General features: G+C 41.0%; 15 protein-coding genes. 4 read left to right on the forward strand and 11 right to left on the reverse strand.

The window, feature by feature from the left end:
* The first annotated feature begins 33 nt into the window (after positions 1-33).
* From hpmA to cueR, 3 genes are all read left to right on the forward strand, one after another.
* Entirely contained in the window at positions 34-4,755 is a 4,722-nt protein-coding gene (hpmA, locus tag HMPREF3129_RS08325) for a calcium-independent hemolysin HpmA (RefSeq protein WP_070486941.1), read from the forward strand.
* Positions 4,756-5,023: 268 nt separating this feature from the next.
* Positions 5,024-7,513: a heavy metal translocating P-type ATPase gene (locus HMPREF3129_RS08330; protein WP_004248556.1), complete on the forward strand. Its 2,490-nt coding sequence runs from the start codon at positions 5,024-5,026 to the stop codon at positions 7,511-7,513.
* 108 nt (positions 7,514-7,621) lie between these two features.
* Entirely contained in the window at positions 7,622-8,029 is a 408-nt protein-coding gene (gene cueR / locus HMPREF3129_RS08335) for a Cu(I)-responsive transcriptional regulator (RefSeq protein ID WP_036918811.1), read from the forward strand.
* Positions 8,030-8,175: 146 nt separating this feature from the next.
* On the opposite strand, the gene secA is transcribed toward cueR, so the two are convergent.
* Both secA and secM read right to left on the reverse strand, forming a co-directional pair.
* The gene (secA, locus tag HMPREF3129_RS08340) at positions 8,176-10,884 is read right to left on the reverse strand and encodes a preprotein translocase subunit SecA (protein WP_004244101.1); all 2,709 of its coding nucleotides are present in this window, start codon (positions 10,882-10,884) and stop codon (positions 8,176-8,178) included.
* Between the two features lie 107 nt (positions 10,885-10,991).
* Positions 10,992-11,519: a secA translation cis-regulator SecM gene (gene secM, locus HMPREF3129_RS08345; RefSeq protein ID WP_004244104.1), complete on the reverse strand. Its 528-nt coding sequence runs from the start codon at positions 11,517-11,519 to the stop codon at positions 10,992-10,994.
* Positions 11,520-11,562: 43 nt separating this feature from the next.
* On the opposite strand from secM, the gene HMPREF3129_RS08350 reads away from it, so the two are divergent.
* Positions 11,563-12,081, forward strand: coding sequence for a DUF721 domain-containing protein (locus tag HMPREF3129_RS08350; protein ID WP_004244106.1), 519 nt, complete (start codon positions 11,563-11,565; stop codon positions 12,079-12,081).
* 30 nt (positions 12,082-12,111) lie between these two features.
* Here HMPREF3129_RS08350 and lpxC read toward each other — a convergent pair whose 3' ends face one another.
* From lpxC to murD, 9 genes are all read right to left on the reverse strand, one after another.
* Entirely contained in the window at positions 12,112-13,029 is a 918-nt protein-coding gene (gene lpxC, locus HMPREF3129_RS08355) for a UDP-3-O-acyl-N-acetylglucosamine deacetylase (protein WP_012368233.1), read from the reverse strand.
* Between the two features lie 98 nt (positions 13,030-13,127).
* Positions 13,128-14,294, reverse strand: a complete 1,167-nt coding sequence (gene ftsZ, locus HMPREF3129_RS08360) for a cell division protein FtsZ (protein WP_004244108.1) — start codon at positions 14,292-14,294, stop codon at positions 13,128-13,130.
* Between the two features lie 69 nt (positions 14,295-14,363).
* Positions 14,364-15,620 carry a cell division protein FtsA gene (gene ftsA, locus HMPREF3129_RS08365; protein ID WP_004244110.1) on the reverse strand — a complete coding sequence of 419 codons (1,257 nt, stop codon included), beginning with the start codon at positions 15,618-15,620 and terminating at the stop codon, positions 14,364-14,366.
* A gap of 45 nt (positions 15,621-15,665) precedes the next feature.
* Complete coding sequence (gene ftsQ / locus HMPREF3129_RS08370) at positions 15,666-16,454, reverse strand: cell division protein FtsQ (protein ID WP_012368234.1); 789 nt, start codon at positions 16,452-16,454, stop codon at positions 15,666-15,668.
* Positions 16,455-16,465: 11 nt separating this feature from the next.
* The gene (locus tag HMPREF3129_RS08375; RefSeq protein WP_004244114.1) at positions 16,466-16,813 is read right to left on the reverse strand and encodes a hypothetical protein; all 348 of its coding nucleotides are present in this window, start codon (positions 16,811-16,813) and stop codon (positions 16,466-16,468) included.
* A 5-nt stretch (positions 16,814-16,818) separates the two neighbouring features.
* Complete coding sequence (gene murC / locus HMPREF3129_RS08380) at positions 16,819-18,282, reverse strand: UDP-N-acetylmuramate--L-alanine ligase (RefSeq protein WP_004244115.1); 1,464 nt, start codon at positions 18,280-18,282, stop codon at positions 16,819-16,821.
* 41 nt (positions 18,283-18,323) lie between these two features.
* Complete coding sequence (gene murG / locus HMPREF3129_RS08385; RefSeq protein ID WP_004244116.1) at positions 18,324-19,406, reverse strand: undecaprenyldiphospho-muramoylpentapeptide beta-N-acetylglucosaminyltransferase; 1,083 nt, start codon at positions 19,404-19,406, stop codon at positions 18,324-18,326.
* The gene (gene ftsW, locus HMPREF3129_RS08390; protein WP_004244117.1) at positions 19,403-20,596 is read right to left on the reverse strand and encodes a cell division protein FtsW; all 1,194 of its coding nucleotides are present in this window, start codon (positions 20,594-20,596) and stop codon (positions 19,403-19,405) included. The genes murG and ftsW overlap by 4 nt, the downstream gene beginning before the upstream one ends.
* Positions 20,596-21,906, reverse strand: a complete 1,311-nt coding sequence (murD, locus tag HMPREF3129_RS08395) for a UDP-N-acetylmuramoyl-L-alanine--D-glutamate ligase (protein WP_036918813.1) — start codon at positions 21,904-21,906, stop codon at positions 20,596-20,598. The genes ftsW and murD overlap by 1 nt, the downstream gene beginning before the upstream one ends.

Consider the following 21,906-nt stretch of genomic DNA (forward strand, 5'->3'; position numbering starts at 1 on the left):
TCTACATTCATAGCAACAAATGGAGATAACTCTATGAAATCAAAAAACTTTAAACTTTCACCCTCCGGGCGACTTGCTGCGTCTTTAGCAATAATTTTTGTCTCTCTTAATGCTTATAGCAATGGCATCGTGCCCGATGCAGGCCATCAAGGGCCGGATGTCTCTGCTGTTAATGGTGGTACGCAAGTGATTAATATAGTCACGCCAAATAACGAAGGGATTTCTCATAACCAATACCAAGACTTCAATGTTGGCAAGCCTGGGGCTGTATTTAATAACGCATTAGAAGCGGGACAATCTCAACTTGCGGGTCATTTAAACGCTAACAGCAATTTAAATGGTCAAGCTGCCTCTTTAATTTTGAATGAAGTTGTTAGCCGCAACCCATCATTCTTATTAGGTCAGCAAGAGGTCTTTGGTATCGCTGCTGAATATGTGCTTTCTAACCCAAATGGTATCACATGTGATGGTTGTGGTTTTATAAATACCAGCCGCTCTTCATTAGTTGTTGGTAATCCGCTCTTTGAAAATGGTCAGCTAAAAGGCTATAGCACCCTCAACAACACCAATTTACTATCGCTTGGTAAAAATGGCTTAAATACAACAGGGTTGTTAGACTTAATTGCTCCTCGTATTGATAGTAGAGGGAAAATCACTGCCGCTGAAATTTCAGCCTTTACTGGACAAAACACCTTCTCACAACATTTTGATATTCTCTCTTCACAAAAACCCGTTTCAGCATTAGATAGCTATTTCTTTGGTAGTATGCAATCGGGTCGTATCCGCATTATTAATACGGCTGAAGGTAGTGGAGTTAAATTAGCAGGTAAATTTACCGCAGATAACGACCTAAGTGTTAAAGCCGATAATATTCAAACAGATAGTCAAGTCCGTTATGACAGTTACGATAAAGATGGCAGTGAAAATTACCAAAACTATCGTGGCGGGATCACGGTTAATAATAGTGGCTCTAGTCAAACACTCACTAAAACCGAATTAAAAGGTAAAAACATCACATTAGTAGCGAGTAGCCATAATCAAATCAAAGCCTCTGATTTAATGGGGGATGATATCACGTTACAAGGCGCTGATTTAACTATCGATGGTAAACAGCTACAGCAAAAAGAGACCGATATTGATAATCGCTGGTTCTACTCGTGGAAATACGATGTGACTAAAGAGAAAGAACAAATACAGCAAATTGGTAGCCAAATTGATGCTAAAAATAATGCGACATTAACCGCAACTAAAGGAGATGTTACCTTAGACGCGGCTAAAATTAATGCGGGGAATAACCTTGCAATTAATGCCAATAAAGATATCCATATCAATGGATTAGTTGAGAAAGAAAGTCGTAGTGAAAATGGCAATAAACGTAATCATACTTCTCGCTTAGAAAGTGGTAGTTGGAGTAATAGCCACCAAACTGAGACGTTGAAAGCCAGTGAATTAACGGCAGGTAAAGATCTTGGTTTAGATGCTCAAGGCTCAATAACGGCGCAAGGTGCTAAACTGCATGCGAATGAAAATGTGCTGGTCAATGCCAAAGATAATATTAATTTAAACGTCCAAAAAACCAATAATGATAAAACAGTCACCGATAATCATGTTATGTGGGGAGGTATTGGTGGTGGTCAGAATAAAAATAATAATAATCAACAACAAGTTAGTCATGCAACACAATTAACCGCTGATGGTCAATTGCTCCTTGCTGCAGATAACAATGTCAACATTACCGGTAGCCAAGTAAAAGGCAACCAAGGTGCTTTTGTTAAAACCACACAAGGTGATGTCGTCATTGATAATGCGCTGAGTGAAACCATCAGTAAAATCGATGAACGCACAGGAACCGCGTTTAATATCACTAAAAGTTCACATAAAAATGAAACTAATAAACAAACATCTACAGGTAGTGAACTCATTTCCGATGCACAATTGACCGTTGTCAGTGGCAATGATGTTAATGTCATTGGTAGTTTGATCAAAAGCGCTGATAAATTAGGTATTCATTCTTTAGGTGATATCAACGTTAAATCAGCACAACAAGTCACTAAGATTGATGATGAAAAAACATCATTAGCCATTACTGGGCACGCCAAAGAAGTTGAAGACAAGCAATATAGTGCGGGCTTTCATATCACTCATACCACCAATAAAAATACTAGCACTGAAACAGAACAAGCTAACTCAACCATTAGTGGCGCCAATGTTGATCTGCAAGCGAATAAAGATGTGACTTTTGCGGGATCTGATCTAAAGACTACCGCAGGGAATGCCTCTATTACGGGTGATAATGTTGCCTTTGTTAGTACGGAAAATAAAAAACAAGCGGACAACACAGATACCACTATTTCAGGGGGTTTTAGCTACACAGGAGGTGTAGATAAAGTCGGTTCTAAAGCCGATTTTCAATATGACAAACAACATACACAAACAGAGGTAACAAAAAATAGAGGCAGCCAAACAGAGGTTGCAGGTGATTTGACTATTACCGCGAACAAAGATTTGCTTCACGAAGGAGCTTCTCACCATGTTGAGGGGCGTTATCAAGAGTCTGGTGAAAATATTCAGCATCTTGCCGTCAATGATAGTGAAACATCTAAAACTGACAGCTTAAATGTTGGTATCGATGTTGGCGTTAATCTTGATTATAGCGGTGTAACGAAGCCAGTTAAGAAAGCAATCGAAGATGGTGTTAACACAACCAAACCGGGTAACAATACCGATTTAACTAAAAAAGTTACAGCAAGAGATGCAATTGCTAATTTAGCTAACCTTAGCAATTTAGAGACCCCCAATGTCGGTGTTGAAGTTGGTATTAAAGGTGGTGGTAGTCAGAAATCACAAACCGATAGCCAAGCCGTTTCAACCTCTATCAATGCAGGAAAAATCAACATTGATAGTAATAATAAGTTACATGATCAAGGTACTCACTATCAATCAACCCAAGAAGGTATTTCTCTCACAGCAAACACCCACACAAGTGAGGTCGCGCAAGATAAACATCAAACGACATTCCATGAAACAAAAGGCGGTGGACAAGTTGGTGTCAGTACTAAAACGGGCAGTGATATTACCGTTGCTATTAAAGGTGAAGGCCAAACAACTGATAACGCCTTAATGGAAACAAAGGCTAAAGGTAGCCAATTTACCTCAAATGGCGATATTTCGATTAATGTAGGTGAAGATGCCCATTATGAAGGTGCTCAATTTGATGCACAAAAGGGCAAAACAGTTATCAATGCGGGGGGTGATCTCACTCTTGCACAGGCGACTGATACTCATAGCGAAAGTCAATCTAATGTTAATGGTAGTGCAAATCTGAAAGTGGGCACCACGCCAGAGAGTAAAGACTATGGTGGAGGTTTCAATGCAGGGACCACTCATCACAGCAAAGAGCAGACTACCGCAAAAGTGGGCGCTATCACTGGCTCTCAAGGTATTGAATTAAACGCTGGGCATAACCTGACTTTACAAGGTACTCATTTAAGTAGCGAACAAGATATTGCATTAAATGCAACTAATAAAGTCGACCTACAATCAGCGAGCTCTGAGCGTACTGAAAAAGGCAATAATTTATCTGGAGGAGTACAAGCAGGTTTTGGTAAAAAAATGACCGATGATGCTTCATCTGTGAATGGTTTAGGTAGTGCCCAATTTGCTATTGGTAAACAAGATGAGAAAAGCGTATCTCGAGAAGGAGGAACGATTAATAACTCAGGAAACTTAACGATTAATGGCAATAGCGTCCATCTTCAAGGAGCACAAGTTAATAGTAAAGATACTCAGTTAACATCACAATCCGGTGATATCGAGATCACATCTGCGCAGTCTACTGATTATAAAAACAATTGGGGAACAGATATTGGCTTTAATGGCAAAAAAACCAGTACCACCCCAAAAGAAGTTACAGAGGAGAAACCTGCTACCTCTATTCATAACATAGGGGGTAAATTACTGGTTAACGTGGAAGATCAACAAAAAACTAGCCACCAAAATGCAACCTTAGAAACAGGTACATTAACGATTAATAGTAATAAAGATCTGACACTATCTGGTGCTAATGTGACTGCTGATAGCGTTACGGGTAATGTCGGTGGTTCACTCAATATTGCTAGCCAAAAAGAGAGTGATCGCCATGTCAATGTTGGCTATAACCACACCAATGATCCTAAATCAAGCCAAGTGAATAAAACGGCTAAAGCCGGAGGGTCATTATTAGAGAAAACTATCAAAGATACGATTGATTCAGGAATTAAATCATCAACCGATGCTATCTCTGATAAATATAACTCCCTCTCTTCAACTATTGCAGATAAAACAGGTATCAGTGATGAAACTAAAGCCAAAATTGATCAAGGTTTTGGTAAAGTCGGTAATGGTATTAAGAATATCGTCACAGGTGCTGAGGGTCATACTGCTAATGCAGATATCAAAGTCACTCATGTAGATAATGATGCTGTCACTAAAACCACCTCCTTAACTAGCAACAACGACCTATCATTAAATGTGAATGGCTCGACAAAACTCACCGGAGCAGAAATTGCGAGTAAACAAGGCCAAGTTGATTTAGGGGGAAGTAGCGTTAAATTAGAAAATATTGAAGGACATCATTATGAAGCCGGCGCTGATCTTGATCTGAAATCCTCTGTGGTGGATTTAGCAAAACAACTGGTAGGTGGAGATATTTCTTTTAAATCCCCCGTTAAAACGAATGAAACCGTCAATACAAAAGCATCTATTTCTGAAAAATAGTCGATACTTCATAAAAGAGTAACTGCCTATTTTTTGTAAGCTAAGCCCACTTGATTGTCATTATTACAAGTGGGCTTTTTATTATCGTACTTATGGCATCTGCTCCCGATAAACTTACAATTCTTTAATATTTAAAATAAACCAAGAAAATATAACCCATTGAATATAAACAAAATAAAAGAAAACAAAATAATTATATAATCCTTGACCTTCCCCTAATGGTAAAGCTTAAGCTTTGTCCCATACCATATTTAAGAGGGAAAGTTTGATGAATACACCTACAACATTATCCTCAGCAAATAGGCTGAGCTTACCTGTAGAAGGTATGACATGTGCTTCATGTGTCGGACGTGTTGAACGAGCATTAAAGGCAGTACCTGAAATAAAAGATGCTGTCGTGAATCTTGCAACAGAACGTGCTGATATTACATTTAGCAGTACCCCCAATCCTGTACTTGCTGTAAGCGCGATTGAAAGCTCTGGCTATAAAGTTCCTGAAGAGATCACTGAATTAGCTATTGAAGAAATGACCTGCGCTTCCTGTGTCGGGCGTGTTGAGAAAGCATTAGCTCAAATTCCTGGTGTATTAGAAGCCACCGTGAATCTTGCCACTGAGCGTGCTCGTGTGCGTCATTTATCCGGCGTAGTATCTATTACTGATTTAGAAGTGGCGGTTGTCCATGCCGGTTATAAACCACGGCGGCTATCAGATAATCCAGCCAATACTCGTGATTTAAGTGAAGAGCGTCGTGAAAAAGAAGCCCGCTCGTTACGCCGAGCATTACTTATTGCCACTATCTTCACATTACCAGTGTTCGTTATTGAGATGGGCTCACATTTTATCCCCGGAGTCCATCATTGGGTAACGCAAACATTAGGGCAACAGCTCAACTGGTATATTCAATTTGTTCTTGCCACCATAGTGATGTTTGGCCCTGGCTTACGCTTTTTCAAAAAAGGAATACCCGCATTATTACGCGGTGCTCCTGATATGAACTCATTAGTATCAGTCGGTACAGTAGCCGCTTATGGGTATTCTGTCGTTTCAACCTTTATACCCCAAGTCTTACCTGCAGGTACGGCAAATATCTATTTTGAGGCTGCTGTCGTGATTGTTACCTTGATCTTATTAGGGCGAAATCTTGAGGCAAAAGCCAAAGGAAATACCTCACAAGCGATTAAGCGTTTAGTGGGTCTTCAAGCCAAAACAGCACGTGTTTCACGTCATGGTGAAATACTAGAAATTCCATTAGATCAAGTTATGATGGGCGATATCGTTGTTGTTCGTCCTGGTGAAAAAATCCCTGTTGATGGTGAGGTTGTAGAAGGCCATTCTTATGTTGATGAGAGCATGATAACCGGTGAACCCGTTCCTGTAGCAAAAGAGATAGGGGCTGAGGTTGTCGGTGGCACCATCAATAAAACAGGCGCTTTTAGTTTTAAAGTGACCAAAGTGGGTGCCAATACGATACTCGCACAAATTATTCGCTTAGTTGAGGAAGCTCAAGGTTCAAAATTACCAATCCAAGCGCTTGTTGATAAAGTTACCATGTGGTTTGTGCCCGCAGTAATGATAGGTGCAACGATCACATTCTTTATTTGGCTCGCATTTGGTCCTGAGCCTGCACTAACCTTTGCGCTCATCAATGCTGTTGCGGTACTCATTATTGCTTGTCCGTGTGCAATGGGATTAGCAACACCAACATCAATTATGGTTGGCACAGGACGAGCTGCTGAATTAGGAATACTTTTCCGTAAAGGTGAAGCTTTGCAAGCCTTACGTGATGTTAGTGTGGTCGCACTCGACAAAACTGGTACATTGACAAAAGGCCGCCCTGAGCTAACTGATCTGATCCCAGCAGAAAAATTTGAATATAACGAGATATTAAGTCTTGTCGCTTCAATTGAAACTTATTCAGAACACCCTATTGCACAAGCAATTGTTAATGCAGCAAACGAGGCAAAATTAACGCTTGCTAGTGTGGATAATTTTGAAGCTATTCCTGGTTTTGGTGTTAGTGCAACAGTTGATGGAAGATCTGTCTCTGTGGGTGCCGACCGCTTTATGAAACAGCTTGGGTTAGATGTCAGTCAGTTCGCTTCATCCGCTCAAAAATTAGGTGAGCAAGGTAAAACACCACTGTATACCGCCATTGATGGCCGTCTTGCTGCGATTATTGCCGTTGCAGATCCAATAAAAGAAACAACACCTGAAGCTATTAAAGCATTACATGCATTAGGTTTAAAAGTAGCAATGATCACAGGTGATAACAAAGCAACAGCAAAAGCAATAGCAAAACAACTTGGTATTGATGAAATAGTTGCAGAAGTCCTTCCTGATGGAAAAGTTGCAGCATTAAAACAACTTAGCCAGAAAGGAGATAAAGTTGCATTTGTCGGAGATGGTATCAATGATGCCCCAGCTCTTGCACAAGCTGATGTAGGATTGGCAATTGGTACAGGAACTGACGTTGCCATTGAAGCTGCTGACGTAGTACTAATGTCAGGTGATTTACGCGGTGTTGTTGATGCGATTGCACTTAGCCAAGCAACCATTCGTAATATCAAACAAAACTTATTCTGGGCATTTGCTTATAACGCATTATTAATCCCTGTCGCTGCGGGTATGCTTTATCCTATCAATGGCATGTTACTTTCGCCTATATTCGCTGCCGCAGCAATGGCGCTTTCTAGTGTATTTGTTTTAGGAAATGCACTACGACTAAAACGTTTTCAAGCGCCCATGAAAACACATTAAACATAAATTATCTTTATTGCCAGATCCGAAAAAGATCTGGCTCATGCTGATAAAGCAATTATCTCTACTTAGAAGAAAAGCGCTTTATTATCAGATAAGGAGAATAAGATGAATATTGGTCAAGCTGCAAAAAAATCCGGTATTTCAAGTAAAATGATCCGATATTATGAGCAAATTGGTTTAATACCTAAGGCAATTCGTACTGACGGAGGTTATCGCGATTACAATGATAGCGATGTAGATTGTTTTCGCTTTATCCGCCATTCACGTGCTCTTGGTTTTTCAACAGAGCAAATATCAACATTATTAGTTTTATGGAATAACAGAGAACGGACAAGTGCTGATGTAAAAGCTATTGCCCTTTCTCATATCGATGAATTAAACCGTAAAATAGCGCAATTGCAACGAATGACGCAAACATTATCGTATTTAGCACAAGAGTGCCAAGGTGATAATAATCCTGATTGCCCAATTATTGCTAAGCTAGTCGAACCCCAAACAGGGACAGAACATTAAACAACAAAAAAACAACCTTTATTACCTCCACTCTCCTATTTTATGGTTTTTTATCCATGATAAAAAAAGCCCACCTTTATTCGAAGGTGGGCTTTCTATTTTTAAAATGGTGTTACATTCTTACCCATATAATAAGCAATAAGTAATTAACCTAATTTACCGTGACAATGCTTATATTTTTTACCTGAACCACAAGGGCAAGGTTCGTTACGACCCACTTTTTTGCCTGATGCCACTTGACCATCAACGGCTGACATTTGTGATTCTTTTGTCACTTCATGGCTAAGTTGTTGCTGTTTAGCTAAACGCTCCGCCTCTTCACGACGACGACGCTCTAACTCTTCAACTTCTTCAGGTAAACGAACTTGTACTTTACTTAATGTGCTGATCACTTCATATTTCAGTGATTCCAACATATTAGCGAACATAGCAAAAGATTCACGTTTGTACTCTTGTTTTGGATCTTTTTGTGCATAACCACGTAAATGGATACCTTGACGCAGATAATCCATCGCCGCTAAGTGCTCTTTCCACAGTGAATCCAGTGTTTGTAACATGACACCTTTTTCAAAGTTACGCATCATTTCAGCACTGACAATCTCTTCTTTTGCTTTATAGACTTCGATTGATTTTTCTAAAATACGTTCGCGCAGTGTTTCTTCGTGTAGTTCAGGCTCTTTATCTAACCACTCTTTGATAGGTAAATTTAAATCAAAGTCATTTTGCAGACAGGCCGTTAAACCTTCAATATCCCACATCTCTTCTAGTGATTGAGGTGGAATATAGTTATCAATCATCGAAGTAAACACATCTTGGCGAATACTGTCGATAGTTTCACTGACATCAGCAACATCTAACAACTCATTACGTTGAGTATAAATAGCTCGACGCTGATCATTGGCTACATCATCATACTCAAGTAATTGTTTACGAATATCGAAGTTACGGTTTTCTACTTTACGTTGTGCATTAGCAATCGCTTTAGTTACCCATGGATGCTCAATAGCTTCTGTTTCGTTCATTCCCAGTTTACGCATCATGCCTGATACTTTATCAGAGGCAAAAATACGCATTAAGGAGTCTTCCATTGACAGATAGAAACGAGAAGAACCCTCATCCCCTTGACGCCCCGCACGACCACGTAACTGGTTATCGATACGACGTGATTCATGGCGTTCAGTACCAATAATATGTAAACCACCAGAAGCTAATACCGCATCATGGCGTTTTTGCCATTGTGCTTTGATCTCTTCAATTTGCTCTTCTGTTGGATTTTCCAGCTTCGCAACTTCAGTTTGCCAACTTCCCCCTAATACGATATCGGTACCACGACCAGCCATATTAGTTGCGATAGTCACCGCTGATGGTAACCCCGCATTAGCAATGATATCTGCTTCCATAGCATGGAATTTGGCATTCAGGACATTATGATGAATATTCGCTTTTGTAAGTGCTTGGGAGATCTCTTCAGATTTTTCAATCGAGATGGTCCCCACCAGTACCGGTTGTCCATTTTTAGTACGTTCACGAATATCTTCAATAATCGCGGCAAATTTACCTTTTTCATTCATATAAACTAAATCAGGTAAATCTTTACGTACCATTGGGCGGTTAGTTGGAATAACGATAGTTTCTAAACGGTAGATAGAGTTAAATTCAAAAGCTTCGGTATCTGCAGTACCGGTCATCCCCGCTAATTTCTCATATAAACGGAAATAGTTCTGGAATGTAATGGACGCTAATGTTTGGTTCTCATTTTGGATCTTCACACCTTCTTTTGCTTCTACCGCTTGGTGTAAACCATCCGACCAACGACGACCTTGCATGGTACGACCGGTATGTTCGTCAACAATGATAACTTCGCCATCTTTAACAATGTAATCAACATCTTTTGTAAATAATGCATGGGCACGTAAGGCTGCCGTTACATGGTGCATAAGCATGATGTTAGCAGGTGAGTAAAGTGACTCGCCCTCTTTCATCATACCTGCTTCGGCTAATAACCCTTCAATTTTAACTAAGCCACGCTCAGTAATATTCACTTGACGCGTTTTTTCGTCGACAGAGTAATCCCCTTCCCCTTGGAAGGTATCTGAATCTTCTTTTTCTTGAGGCACTAAATGAGGAATAACTTTATTCATTTTAATATAAAGTTCAGAGCTATCCTCAGCAGGCCCTGAAATAATCAGTGGAGTACGAGCTTCATCAATTAAAATGGAGTCAACCTCATCCACTAATGCATAGTGTAATTTACGTTGGACACGCTCTTCAGGGCTAAACGCCATATTGTCACGCAAATAGTCGAAACCAAATTCGTTATTTGTACCGTAAGTGATATCTGCGTTATAAGCTTCACGTTTTGCTGGTGGTGCCATATTAGGGAGGTTGATACCAACACTTAACCCTAAGAATTCAAATAGTGGGCGGTTATTTTCCGCATCCCGTTGCGCCAAATAGTCATTGACGGTAACAACGTGCACCCCTTTACCTGATAGCGCATTTAAATAAGCAGGCAGTGTTGCAGTTAAGGTTTTACCTTCCCCTGTACGCATCTCTGCGATACAGCGATCATTTAGTACCATACCGCCAATAAGCTGTACGTCAAAGTGACGCATACCAAAAACACGTTTACTCGCTTCACGTACAGTGGCAAAAGCTTCAGGTAAAATATCCTCTTCTTTTTCACCTTTTTTTAAACGCTCACGAAATTCATCTGTTTTGGCTTTCAATTCATCGTCGGTTAATTTTTCAAATTCTGGCTCTAGTTGATTGATTTGAGCAACCACTTTACGCATACGACGAATAGCGCGTTCATTACGACTACCAAAAATTTTGGTTACAATTTTACCTAACATAACTCTTTATTCTCATTTATGGCGTAAATACGCCGAATACAGCCTCTATGTTTATCGACGATAAATCATAGAGATAAGCATAATCTAACAAAGATTAACAAACTCAATTAAGCTGTTAGGTAAGGTCCAGCACGGATACCGCGGATCTGAGCAAGCCATAATCCGGTATGATAGGAAATACGATTTTCCGTTAATACGCCACGGGAAATCGGTAAATTAACCAGGGTAGAAGATGGCGCTTGAGTCAGTAACGCATAAAGCGTATCAAGCATGACCTCAGCAACATTCGCAACAGGTGATGGCTCATCTTTTGCTTTTACCATCAATTCAGGTGAATGAATGGTAAAAGCAAAAGAGAGCTGCTTAATCACATTTTTAACAGCATGCTGTTGCCAGTAATTAAAGGTGAAGGATGAAGCAGGATTCTGTACACTCTGGCGTAAGAATAAATTATCAAAAGCGATTAATGCTTGGCTTTGACGATTTTGTGAGGAAGGTGTATCCGTTTGTGATGGATTTTCAGCATGGGCAGACACCAGCGAAGGCATACCAATACCTGCTGCTACCATCCCTAATAGCAGATGCGACCAAAAATATCGTCTGCCAAATTGTCGCCAAAAATTTATAATGCTCATTAACCTTCGTTATTTAATTTTATAATTTGTGGAGTCAAAATCTATGCGGGATAGCTACCCACAATCATTGGAAAACATCCTAAAAGAGCTTGAAGGTTCCAATAAAAGCACATTACAGCTTATACAACAGCGTGCAACAATTTTACTCAAATTAAATCGTACCGTCATGGCACTTTTACCAGCACCGTTACAAGGTAAATGCCGTGTCGCCAATTATCGCAATGCTATTTTAATTATTGAAGTCACAAACGCAAGTTGGATGACCCGATTACGTTATGAAATTCCATCATTACTTTCTGCATTAAGAAAGGAAATTTTACCATCGTTATCCTCAATAGACATCAAAATAAATCCTTCTTTAAGCATAAAAGCGGGAAAAAAGAGTGTCACTTCATCATTAAAAGATCCAACACCCGTAAAAAAACGCCATTTAAGTGTAGAGAGTGCACAATCATTGAAATATTTGGCAGAGAAAAGCCCGAAGAAATTAAGAGAAAGATTAGAACGGTTGGCTGCACTTGCCGGAGAGAGTACAAGTACAGCCAAAGATGACGCTAATTAGAGATAATTAACGTGCTTTCCAATTGAGCGATTAAGCAAAAACTGTCGATGGTGCTTTAAATGCCACTGGCATTTTCGCTTCGTCTTCAAAGGTGACGAATTCCCAAGCAGACTCTTTTGCTAAAACAGCTTGGAGCAATTTATTATTTAGTGCATGACCTGATTTAAACGCGGTAAATTCACCGATAATGTTATAGCCACACATAAATAAATCACCGATTGCATCTAACATTTTATGACGAACAAATTCATCTTCAAAACGTAAACCATCATCGTTGAGGACACGATAGTCATCAACCACGATAGCGCAATCAAAGCTACCGCCTAAACACAATCCTTTCGATTGTAAATATTCAATATCACGCATAAATCCAAATGTACGAGCACGACTTATTTGACTCATAAAGGATTCAGCAGAGAAATCTAATTTATAACGCTGAGTACTTGCATCGATAGCAGGATGGTTAAAATCGATAGTAAAATCTAATTTAAAACCATTATAAGGACGCATTTCCGCCCATTTATCGCCATCTTCAACACGTACTGTTTCCTTGATACGGATGAATTTTTTCGCAGTGCGAAGCTCTTCAATACCTGCATCAAGCAATAAGAAAACAAAAGGTGCTGCACTGCCATCCATAATAGGAATTTCAGGTGCATCCACTTCAATTACGATATTATCAATGCCTAAACCAGCCAGTGCTGCATTTAAATGCTCAACGGTTGATATACGCACATCATCTTCATTCACTAAGCAAGTACATAACATAGTGTCACGAACTGATTTTGCGTCTGCTGGAAAATCCACCGGTGGATTTAAGTCAGTACGACGGTAGATGACCCCAGTATTAGCTGGCGCCGGACGCATTGTAAGCGTAACTTTTTTACCCGTGTGGAGCCCCACACCAGTTGCTTGTACAATTCGTTTTAATGTCCGTTGTTTGATCATCATTTTATCTCGCAATATTATCCGTCCTACCAATTATTATACTTATAATTGGCAGGACAGTTTAGCACAAAAAGCGGAGATGCCAATCTTTTTGACGATTAATCAGCCTGTTTTCTTAAGAAAGCAGGGATATCTAAATAATCTGGCTCTTTGTTAGCTTGAGTAGATTGTTCATTAACCGCTTTAGCTGCAGGCTTGCTCTCTTCTACTGTAGAGAAAGAGGACATGCTATTTTGCATTTGCTGATAACGATTTTCCATAGCGTTTTGTTGATTTTGCTTATTAGTTACCAGCGTAATTTCTGGACGTTTATCCATGCCGATACCTGTAGCAACCACAGTAACACGCAGTTCATCGTTCATTTCAGGGTCAAGAGAAGTACCAATCACCACTGTGGCGTTATCTGATGCAAATGCACGAATGGTGTTACCGACGGTTTCAAACTCATCAAGACGTAAATCAAAGCCTGCTGTAATATTAACTAACACACCACGTGCGCCAGACAGGTCGATATCTTCCAGTAATGGACTTGAAATCGCCATTTCAGCGGCTTCTTCAGCACGATCTTCGCCTTTAGCTGCACCAGATCCCATCATGGCATAACCCATCTCTGACATCACCGTTCTCACGTCAGCAAAGTCGACGTTCATCAAACCTGGGCGAGTGATCAGTTCTGCGATACCTTGAACAGCACCTTTTAATACATCATTTGCCGCACCAAATGCGTCAAGTAACGAAATACCACGGCCGAGTACTTTTAGCAGCTTGTCATTTGGAATAGTGATTAATGAGTCAACATGCTTAGATAACTCAGTAATTCCCTGCTCAGCAAATGCCATACGCTTTTTGCCTTCAAAATTAAAAGGCTTAGTCACAACAGCAACCGTTAAAATACCTAACTCTTTCGCAACTTCAGCAACGACTGGCGCAGCACCTGTACCAGTACCACCGCCCATACCTGCAGCGATAAACACCATATCCGCACCTTCTAGTGCAGCGCGTAACGCTTCACGATCTTCTTCGGCAGCATTACGGCCTACCTCAGGGTTTGCACCTGCACCTAAGCCTTTCGTAATGGCATTACCGATTTGGATAGTTTGTCCAACTGCTGTTTTACGTAATGCTTGAGCATCAGTATTGACCGCGAAGAAATCAACGCCTTCAATACGTTCACGAACCATGTGCTCAACCGCATTACCGCCGCCGCCACCAACGCCGATGACTTTGATCACCGCATCGTTGGTTAATTCCATAGGTTCAAACATAATTTCTCTCCGTTTTGTGCCTTTTAGGGTCGCTTGCTCAAACGACCTCTTTTTAAATTTGTCTGATGATTAAAACTCTCTTTTTAACCAGCCAGTGAGTTTTTTTAGCCAACCACTAACTGCAGAGCGTTTTTCGGTTTCAGTTTCCTCACCAAAGTGAGATTCTTTACCGTAATGCAAAAGCCCGACTGCCGTAGAATAGAAGGGATCCTGCGCATAATCTGTTAGCCCGGTAATATTTAACGGTTTACCGATCCGTACTTGCGTGTGGAAAACACGTTGAGCACATTCAACAAGTCCATCTATCTGTGCAGCACCACCTGTTAAAACAATACCTGCCGCTAAATGGTGCTTTATTCCTTGCTGACGTAATTGTTCCTGAACACTCAAAATCTCTTCATTAACAAGATTTAGAAGCTCGGTATAACGCGGTTCAATCACCTCAGCAAGTGTTTGCCGTTGTAGACTTCTTGGTGGTCTACCTCCGACACTTGGAACTTCGACATTTTCATCTTTGCCAACTAAAGAGCCTAATGCACAGCCATGACGCACTTTTATTGCTTCAGCGTCATTTGGTGGTGTACCAAAAGCGTAAGCAATATCGCTAGTCACAACGTTGCCTGCATAAGGAATGACACGAGTATGTCTTAATGCACCACCGGTATATATGGCGATATCCATGGTTCCGCCACCCATATCAACGACACAAACACCTAATTCGCGCTCATCTTCTGTTAGCACAGCAAAACTTGAAGCCAGTCCTGCAAAAATCAGTTGATCTACTTTTAAACCACAGCGCTCAACTGCTTTTACTATATTCTTCGCCATATCGTTATGGCAGGTAATCAGATGTACTTTAGCCTGCATACGTACACCAGATAACCCAACAGGGTTTTTGATCCCTTCTTGGTAATCAATGGCGTACTCTTGCGGTATTACGTGTAAAACACGGTGTTCATCTTTTACTTTGACGGATTTCGCAGTATGCACCACGCTATCAACATCATCTTGTGTTACTTCTTCTTCTGAAATTGGCACCATACCAATTTCATTTTGGCAGCTAATATGTTTGCCTGATAACGCCAAATATACTGACGATATTTGGCAATCTGCCATCAATTCAGCCTGATCTACAGCCCGTTGTACACATTTTACGACGGATTCGAGATCGTTCACGCCACCTTTGTCCATACCCCGAGATGGGCAACTTCCCACCCCGATAATATTCACTACGCCATCAGGCAGGATCTCACCGACAAGGGTGGCTACTTTGGCCGTACCAATCTCAAGACCAACTACTAATTTTCTGTCCGTCGCTTTGATCATTATTGTTCTGCCTTCGCCTTCATCGTGTCATCTGCCACGTCTTGTTTATTCATTCACATCAAGTAATAAAGGAGCCCATCCAACTGCACCACCACTGTCATAACGTAAATCGACATAATCAACCCGTTTGTCAGTCTGTTGTTGCAAGATAGGATACAGCTCAATAAAGCGAGCAATCCGTTTTTCGGTATCCTTACGCCCTAACTCCAATCGGACATCATTGTCTAAGACTAATTGCCATCCTTGACGAGCTGACATTGATGCTGCTTTTAATTTCAGATTACTGGCAAGAAGCTGATCTCTCATTGCTAAATAACCTGCTAATACCATTTTCTCACTTCCTTGCGGCCCATATAATAGTGGGTAATTTCCTTGTGTTTCCAATCGCGTTGGCAGACTGAAAATTCGGCCTTCTCTATCAAGAAAATGTGTGTCATTCCAACGGGTAAATGGCACATACTCCACCAGATGGATTTTTAATTCGTCTGGCCATTGTTTACGTACGGTCACTTGCCTGATCCATGGCATACGTTCAATTTGTTGCTGAATGATATTGACATCCTGTGTCATAAAAGTGCCTGGTTGGCCTAAAGATAAAATGGCCTGACGCACATCATCATTCGTTGTGTAATGCCGCTCACCAGTAAGTACAAGCTTTGATATCGGCAGACGATTAGCATCTTTCATCCAATTCACAACTTGTATTCCGCCCCAAATAATGGTGGCAATCACACATAAGAAGAAGATTAATCCTGATAAATAGCTACCATTACTTGGTCTATCAGAATGACGTTTCTCTTTTATCTCTTTATTATTTAGCGCTGCTTGTGACATAGTAAATTCATTCACCCCTGCGCAACATTCAAATAAGAGAATCGGCTATTCTTTTGTACGATATTCCTACGATTAATACTTCCACTAGATATATATACTCTATAAATACCTTTAGCTTTGATAATTAAATCACTAAATTGTTCAATCTGTTGAGAATTATTTACCTTAAAAGTCAAAATAGCGAGTTTTTCTTTAAATTTCGCTACTTTTAACTGATAAATTTTTCCCACATCTCTTTGAGCAAGCAAATTACCGATCGTATTTTTCGCAAATAAGATCTCTTTTTGACTAAAATCTCCCACCATTACAGTCATTTTCTTAACCATTTCACCATAAATGATGTTCACTTGCTCAAACATCCGTCTTAATCCTCGCTTAAAGATGGTTGTAATTTTGTTTCTGCTAAGCGACGCGCTATTTTACCAATATTTCCAGCACCTTGAACTAAAACAAGATCATTATCTGTTAATACACCCGCTAATATTGAGGAGATGTTCTCAACATCAGAAACCCAAATCGGATCTAGTTTGCCACGTTGACGAATAGTACGACACAGTGAACGACTATCTGCACCGGGAATAGGCGCCTCTCCTGCTGCATAAACATCGGTTAATAATAAAATATCAACTTGATTAAGCACCGTTGCAAAATCTTCATATAAATCACGAGTACGTGTATAACGATGTGGTTGAAATAACATCACTAAACGTTTATCAGGCCAACCTGCTCGTGCCGCTTTTATCGTTGCATCAACTTCTGTTGGGTGATGTCCATAATCATCCACCAGCATGACTTCCCCTTCTTGGCCATTCACATGCTCAAGACTGAAATTTCCCAAGAAATCGAAACGACGCCCAGTGCCTTGGAAATTAAGTAGTGCGGCTAAAATATGCTCATCCGCAATCCCTTCTTCTGTAGCAACAGCCACAGCTGCGGTTGCATTTAAGGCGTTATGACGTCCCGGCGCATTTAATACCACATCTAAATCAGGCATATCTTCACGAGAAATAGTGAAAAATCCTTGCGCACCTTTTTGTTCGTAATGAGTAATGCGTACATCAGCATCTTCACTAAAACCATAGGTAGTAATATAACGCCCTACTTTAGGAATAATTGACCGAATAACATCGTCATCAATACACATCACTGCGCGACCATAAAACGGTAAGTTGTGTAAAAAAGTAATAAAAGTCTCTTTTAAATTATCAAAATTACCGTGATAAGTGTCCATATGGTCAGCTTCAATATTCGTTACCACCGCAACCATAGGTTGAAGATGTAAGAAAGAAGCATCACTCTCATCCGCTTCTGCAATTAAATAGCGGCTACAACCTAAACGAGCATGGGTACCTGCTGATTTCACTAAACCGCCATTAACAAAGGTTGGATCTAATCCTGCTTGTGCATAAATGTTCGAAATCATCGCCGTTGTTGTTGTTTTACCGTGGGTTCCTGCAATCGCAACCCCGTGACGATAACGCATTAACTCCGCTAACATTTCTGCACGACGTATCACAGGAATACGCGCTTCTCTTGCTGCAATAATTTCCGGATTATCTGCACTAATTGCGGTAGAAACCACCACAACACTAGCATCACGAATATTTTCAGGGCGATGATTAAAATAGATTGTCGCCCCTAATGCAACGAGTTGTTGTGTGACTACATTAGGCGCTAAATCAGAACCACTGATTGCATAACCTTCATTAGCCAACACTTCGGCGATCCCGCCCATGCCGGCACCACCAATGCCAACAAAGTGGATATGCCTAACTTTTCTCATCTCAGGCACAAAAGATCTTAATTTCGCCAGCTGTTGTGTATTCACTATTTACTTCTTCACTCTAAGTTAATGGTTACAAGTTACGTTTATTTTTTAGCCACTTCGATAATTACATTAGCGACTCGCTCAGTAGCATCCGTAATCGCAACACTTTGTGCTTTTTCTGCCATTAGCATTAGCTGATGTCTATCCCAATTTTCTAGGGTGTCAGCTATCGCTTCTGGCGTTAAATCATTCTGTTCAATAATACGCGCCGCACCGGCATTTTCTAATGGCAATGCATTCCAATATTGCTGTCTATCTTTATGTTGAAAAGGAACAAAAATAGCGGGTAACCCCGCAGCGGCAATCTCGCTAACTGTTAATGCACCTGAACGACATACAACAACATCAGCCCATTGATAAGCTTGCGCTATATCATCAATAAATTCAGTAACTTTATACTCAGATTTAACTGAATTTTTAGAAAGTTCATTTTGATAGCGTAATTTGGTATCACTTTCGCTCCCTTTGCCGGCCTGATGCCAAATTGTAACTCGCTCTCCTAATAATCCAGCCACCACGGGCATTGTATGATTTAAGATACGCGCACCTTGGCTACCACCAATAACCAGCACTCGGACAGCACCTTCTCTGCCTTTTAATCTCTCTGCTGGGGCTTCAAGTGCTAAGACATCGTCACGAACCGGATTACCAACAACAGGCGCATTAGCAAACGCACCGGGGAATGCTTGTAACACACGTTTGGCTATTTTTGACAACCAACGGTTAGTTAAGCCTGCAATACCATTTTGTTCATGTAAAACAACGGGAATACCACAGCTCCATGCTGCAACACCGCCTGGTCCAGAAACATAGCCTCCCATGCCTAATACGGCATCAGGCTGATAGCGCTTCATAATCCGACGGGCTTGAAAAATCGCTTTTATAATACGAATAGGTGCCGCAATTAACGCTTTTACCCCTTTACCTCGCAGACCCGAAATACGGATATACTCGATTTCAATGCCATGCTTAGGCACTAATTGTGCTTCCATTCTATCCGCGGTTCCTAACCAACGAATATCCCAGCCTTGGGATTGCAGATAATGAGCAACTGCTAATCCAGGAAAGACATGCCCCCCTGTTCCGCCGGCCATCACCATTAATCGGCGTTTACGTTCGCTCATTTAGGACTCCTTACAAACGCCTGAGCCTGTGCTAGGCGTGATTCATAATCAATTCGTAACAACATCACGATAGCCGTTGACATAATAATCAAACTCGAACCACCGTAACTAATAAGAGGTAACGTTAACCCTTTTGTTGGCAACATACCTGCTGCCGCACCGACGTTGACCAAAGTCTGGAAGGTAAACCAGATCCCAATCGAACAGGCTAAAAAGCCTGAAAAACGTTGATCGAGCAGCAAAGCACGGCGTCCAATTTGCATCGCACGAAAAGCGATGAAGAATACCATTAAAAGCACTAAAACCACACCGATATAACCAAGTTCTTCTGCTAAAATAGAGAAAATAAAGTCAGTATGAGCTTCAGGTAGATACTCTAACTTTTGTACTGAATTTCCTAACCCTTGCCCCAGTAGATCACCGCGTCCAAAAGCCATCAAGGATTGTGTTAACTGATAACCACTACCAAAAGGATCTTCCCAAGGTTCTAAGAACGAAGTGATACGTCGTACACGGTAAGGCTCAACAATAATTAACATCACAACAGCGGCAATACCTGTACCAATAATGGCGAGGAATTGCCAAATTTTTGCACCGGCTAAAAAAAGCAACGCTAATGTGGTCACAAACAACACGACCACCGTACCTAAGTCGGGTTGTAATAGCAGTAACACGGCTAATATTAACATCACCCCCATAGGTTTACAGAATCCCCAAAAATTGTTTCTCACTTCTTCTACTTTTCTCACCAAATAACTGGAGAGATAACAAAACAGTGCCAATTTAGAAAGTTCTGCCGGCTGAATACGTAAAGGCCCAAATGCAATCCAACGTGATGCGCCATTTACTGAACTGCCCACTGCCAATACCACGAGTAATAGCAAGATAGAACCAAACAGCATTAAGCTACTGTAGCGTTGCCATACCGCCATTGGCACTCGCATTGTCACTAATGCAAGGCAAAGGGCAACAATCATATAAATGCCGTCACGTTTAGCAAATAGAAAAGGATCTTCTGCTAAACGTTGTCCAACAGGCATTGACGCCGAAGTTACCATCACAAACCCGACAACTGCTAATCCGAATGTAAACCAGAGCAAAGTGCGATCATAAGGCACGAACGCGCTGTTATCTGTTTGATAACTTCCCACCAGCCACTGTTTTAATCTTCGCATTGCGTATACACTCATCAGCCAAGCTCCTGCGCTAAACGGGCAAACTCATCACCACGTTGTTCGAAACTTTTAAACTGATCTAGACTTGCACAAGCGGGTGAAAGTAGCACCATATCGCCAGTTTGCACTGTTGGTGCAAGTAATCGCATCGCCTCTTCCATAGTCGCGGTTAATTGTGAGACTTGTGGTCGTAAATTTGCCAATGCTTGACCATCTTGTCCGAAGCAATATAAGCGAATATTATCGCCACTGAGATAAGGTAATAGCGCGCTAAAATCAGCAGACTTACCGTCCCCACCTAACAACAGGTGCAAAGTCCCTTCTACTTCAAGCCCTCTTAAAGCTGCTTCTGTGCTACCTACATTAGTCGCTTTAGAATCATTGATCCAACGTACCCCATTATGGGAGTAAACTAATTGGAAACGATGAGCAAGGCCATGATAGGTGTTTAAAACAGCCAGTGATGCTTTACGAGAAATTCCCACCGCATCAGCTAACGCTAATGCGGCTAATGCATTGGTGTAATTGTGTTGACCAGAAAGGAACATCTGTGAAGTGGCAAGAATATTTTCACCATTTACATTCAAGTAACGATTGGTATTATCAAGTTGATAATCCCCTTGTCCGATACCAAAACTCACACAACGTGCATCTTTGCCAGCTAAAGGCAATGTCAGAACATCATCTGCGTTATAGACACAGGTTTTAGCATTATCATAAATACGTAATTTAGCTTCACGGTATTGTTCTAATCCTAACGGATAGCGATTCATATGATCTTCGCTAATATTTAATACCGTGGCAGCCGCCGCTGTTAAGCTATAGGTTGTCTCTAATTGAAAGCTCGATAGCTCTAAGACATATAAGTCATAAGGCTGTGTTAATAACGTTAAAGCAGGTACACCAATATTGCCACCGACACCGACAGCGATCCCGTCAGCTTTAGCCATTTCCCCCACCAACGTCGTTACGGTACTTTTGCCATTAGAGCCTGTTATCGCAACAATAGGTGCTTTTGCCTCACGGCAAAATAGCTCAATATCACCGACAATTTCCACTCCATGATCTCGCGCTTCAACTAACTCAGGCATTGATAACGCAATACCCGGACTTGAGACAATTAAATCAGCATCATTAAGCCATACTTGATGAAAACTCCCCGTATGATACTCAACATCAGCAGGTAGCTTATCTAAACCCGCGGGATGCTGGCGAGTATCTATCACTTTAGGTGTTACACCTTGGCGGATAAAAAAGTCAACGCAGGATAGACCGGTAATGCCTAGTCCCACGATAACAACTTTTTTCCCCTGATAATTTGCCAT

Origin of the sequence: Proteus sp. HMSC14B05, assembly GCF_001808035.1 — a bacterium.
Classification (GTDB): domain Bacteria; phylum Pseudomonadota; class Gammaproteobacteria; order Enterobacterales; family Enterobacteriaceae; genus Proteus; species Proteus mirabilis.

What these genes read in the sequence shown, in the direction of transcription:
- hpmA (WP_070486941.1), top strand. Translation starts at nt 34, where the DNA reads ATGAAATCAAAAAACTTTAAACTTTCACCCTCCGGGCGACTTGCTGCG.
- HMPREF3129_RS08330 (WP_004248556.1), top strand. Translation starts at nt 5,024, where the DNA reads ATGAATACACCTACAACATTATCCTCAGCAAATAGGCTGAGCTTACCT.
- cueR (WP_036918811.1), top strand. Translation starts at nt 7,622, where the DNA reads ATGAATATTGGTCAAGCTGCAAAAAAATCCGGTATTTCAAGTAAAATG.
- secA (WP_004244101.1), bottom strand. Translation starts at nt 10,884, where the DNA reads ATGTTAGGTAAAATTGTAACCAAAATTTTTGGTAGTCGTAATGAACGC.
- secM (WP_004244104.1), bottom strand. Translation starts at nt 11,519, where the DNA reads ATGAGCATTATAAATTTTTGGCGACAATTTGGCAGACGATATTTTTGG.
- HMPREF3129_RS08350 (WP_004244106.1), top strand. Translation starts at nt 11,563, where the DNA reads ATGCGGGATAGCTACCCACAATCATTGGAAAACATCCTAAAAGAGCTT.
- lpxC (WP_012368233.1), bottom strand. Translation starts at nt 13,029, where the DNA reads ATGATCAAACAACGGACATTAAAACGAATTGTACAAGCAACTGGTGTG.
- ftsZ (WP_004244108.1), bottom strand. Translation starts at nt 14,294, where the DNA reads ATGTTTGAACCTATGGAATTAACCAACGATGCGGTGATCAAAGTCATC.
- ftsA (WP_004244110.1), bottom strand. Translation starts at nt 15,620, where the DNA reads ATGATCAAAGCGACGGACAGAAAATTAGTAGTTGGTCTTGAGATTGGT.
- ftsQ (WP_012368234.1), bottom strand. Translation starts at nt 16,454, where the DNA reads ATGTCACAAGCAGCGCTAAATAATAAAGAGATAAAAGAGAAACGTCAT.
- HMPREF3129_RS08375 (WP_004244114.1), bottom strand. Translation starts at nt 16,813, where the DNA reads ATGTTTGAGCAAGTGAACATCATTTATGGTGAAATGGTTAAGAAAATG.
- murG (WP_004244116.1), bottom strand. Translation starts at nt 19,406, where the DNA reads ATGAGCGAACGTAAACGCCGATTAATGGTGATGGCCGGCGGAACAGGG.
- ftsW (WP_004244117.1), bottom strand. Translation starts at nt 20,596, where the DNA reads ATGAGTGTATACGCAATGCGAAGATTAAAACAGTGGCTGGTGGGAAGT.
- murD (WP_036918813.1), bottom strand. Translation starts at nt 21,906, where the DNA reads ATGGCAAATTATCAGGGGAAAAAAGTTGTTATCGTGGGACTAGGCATT.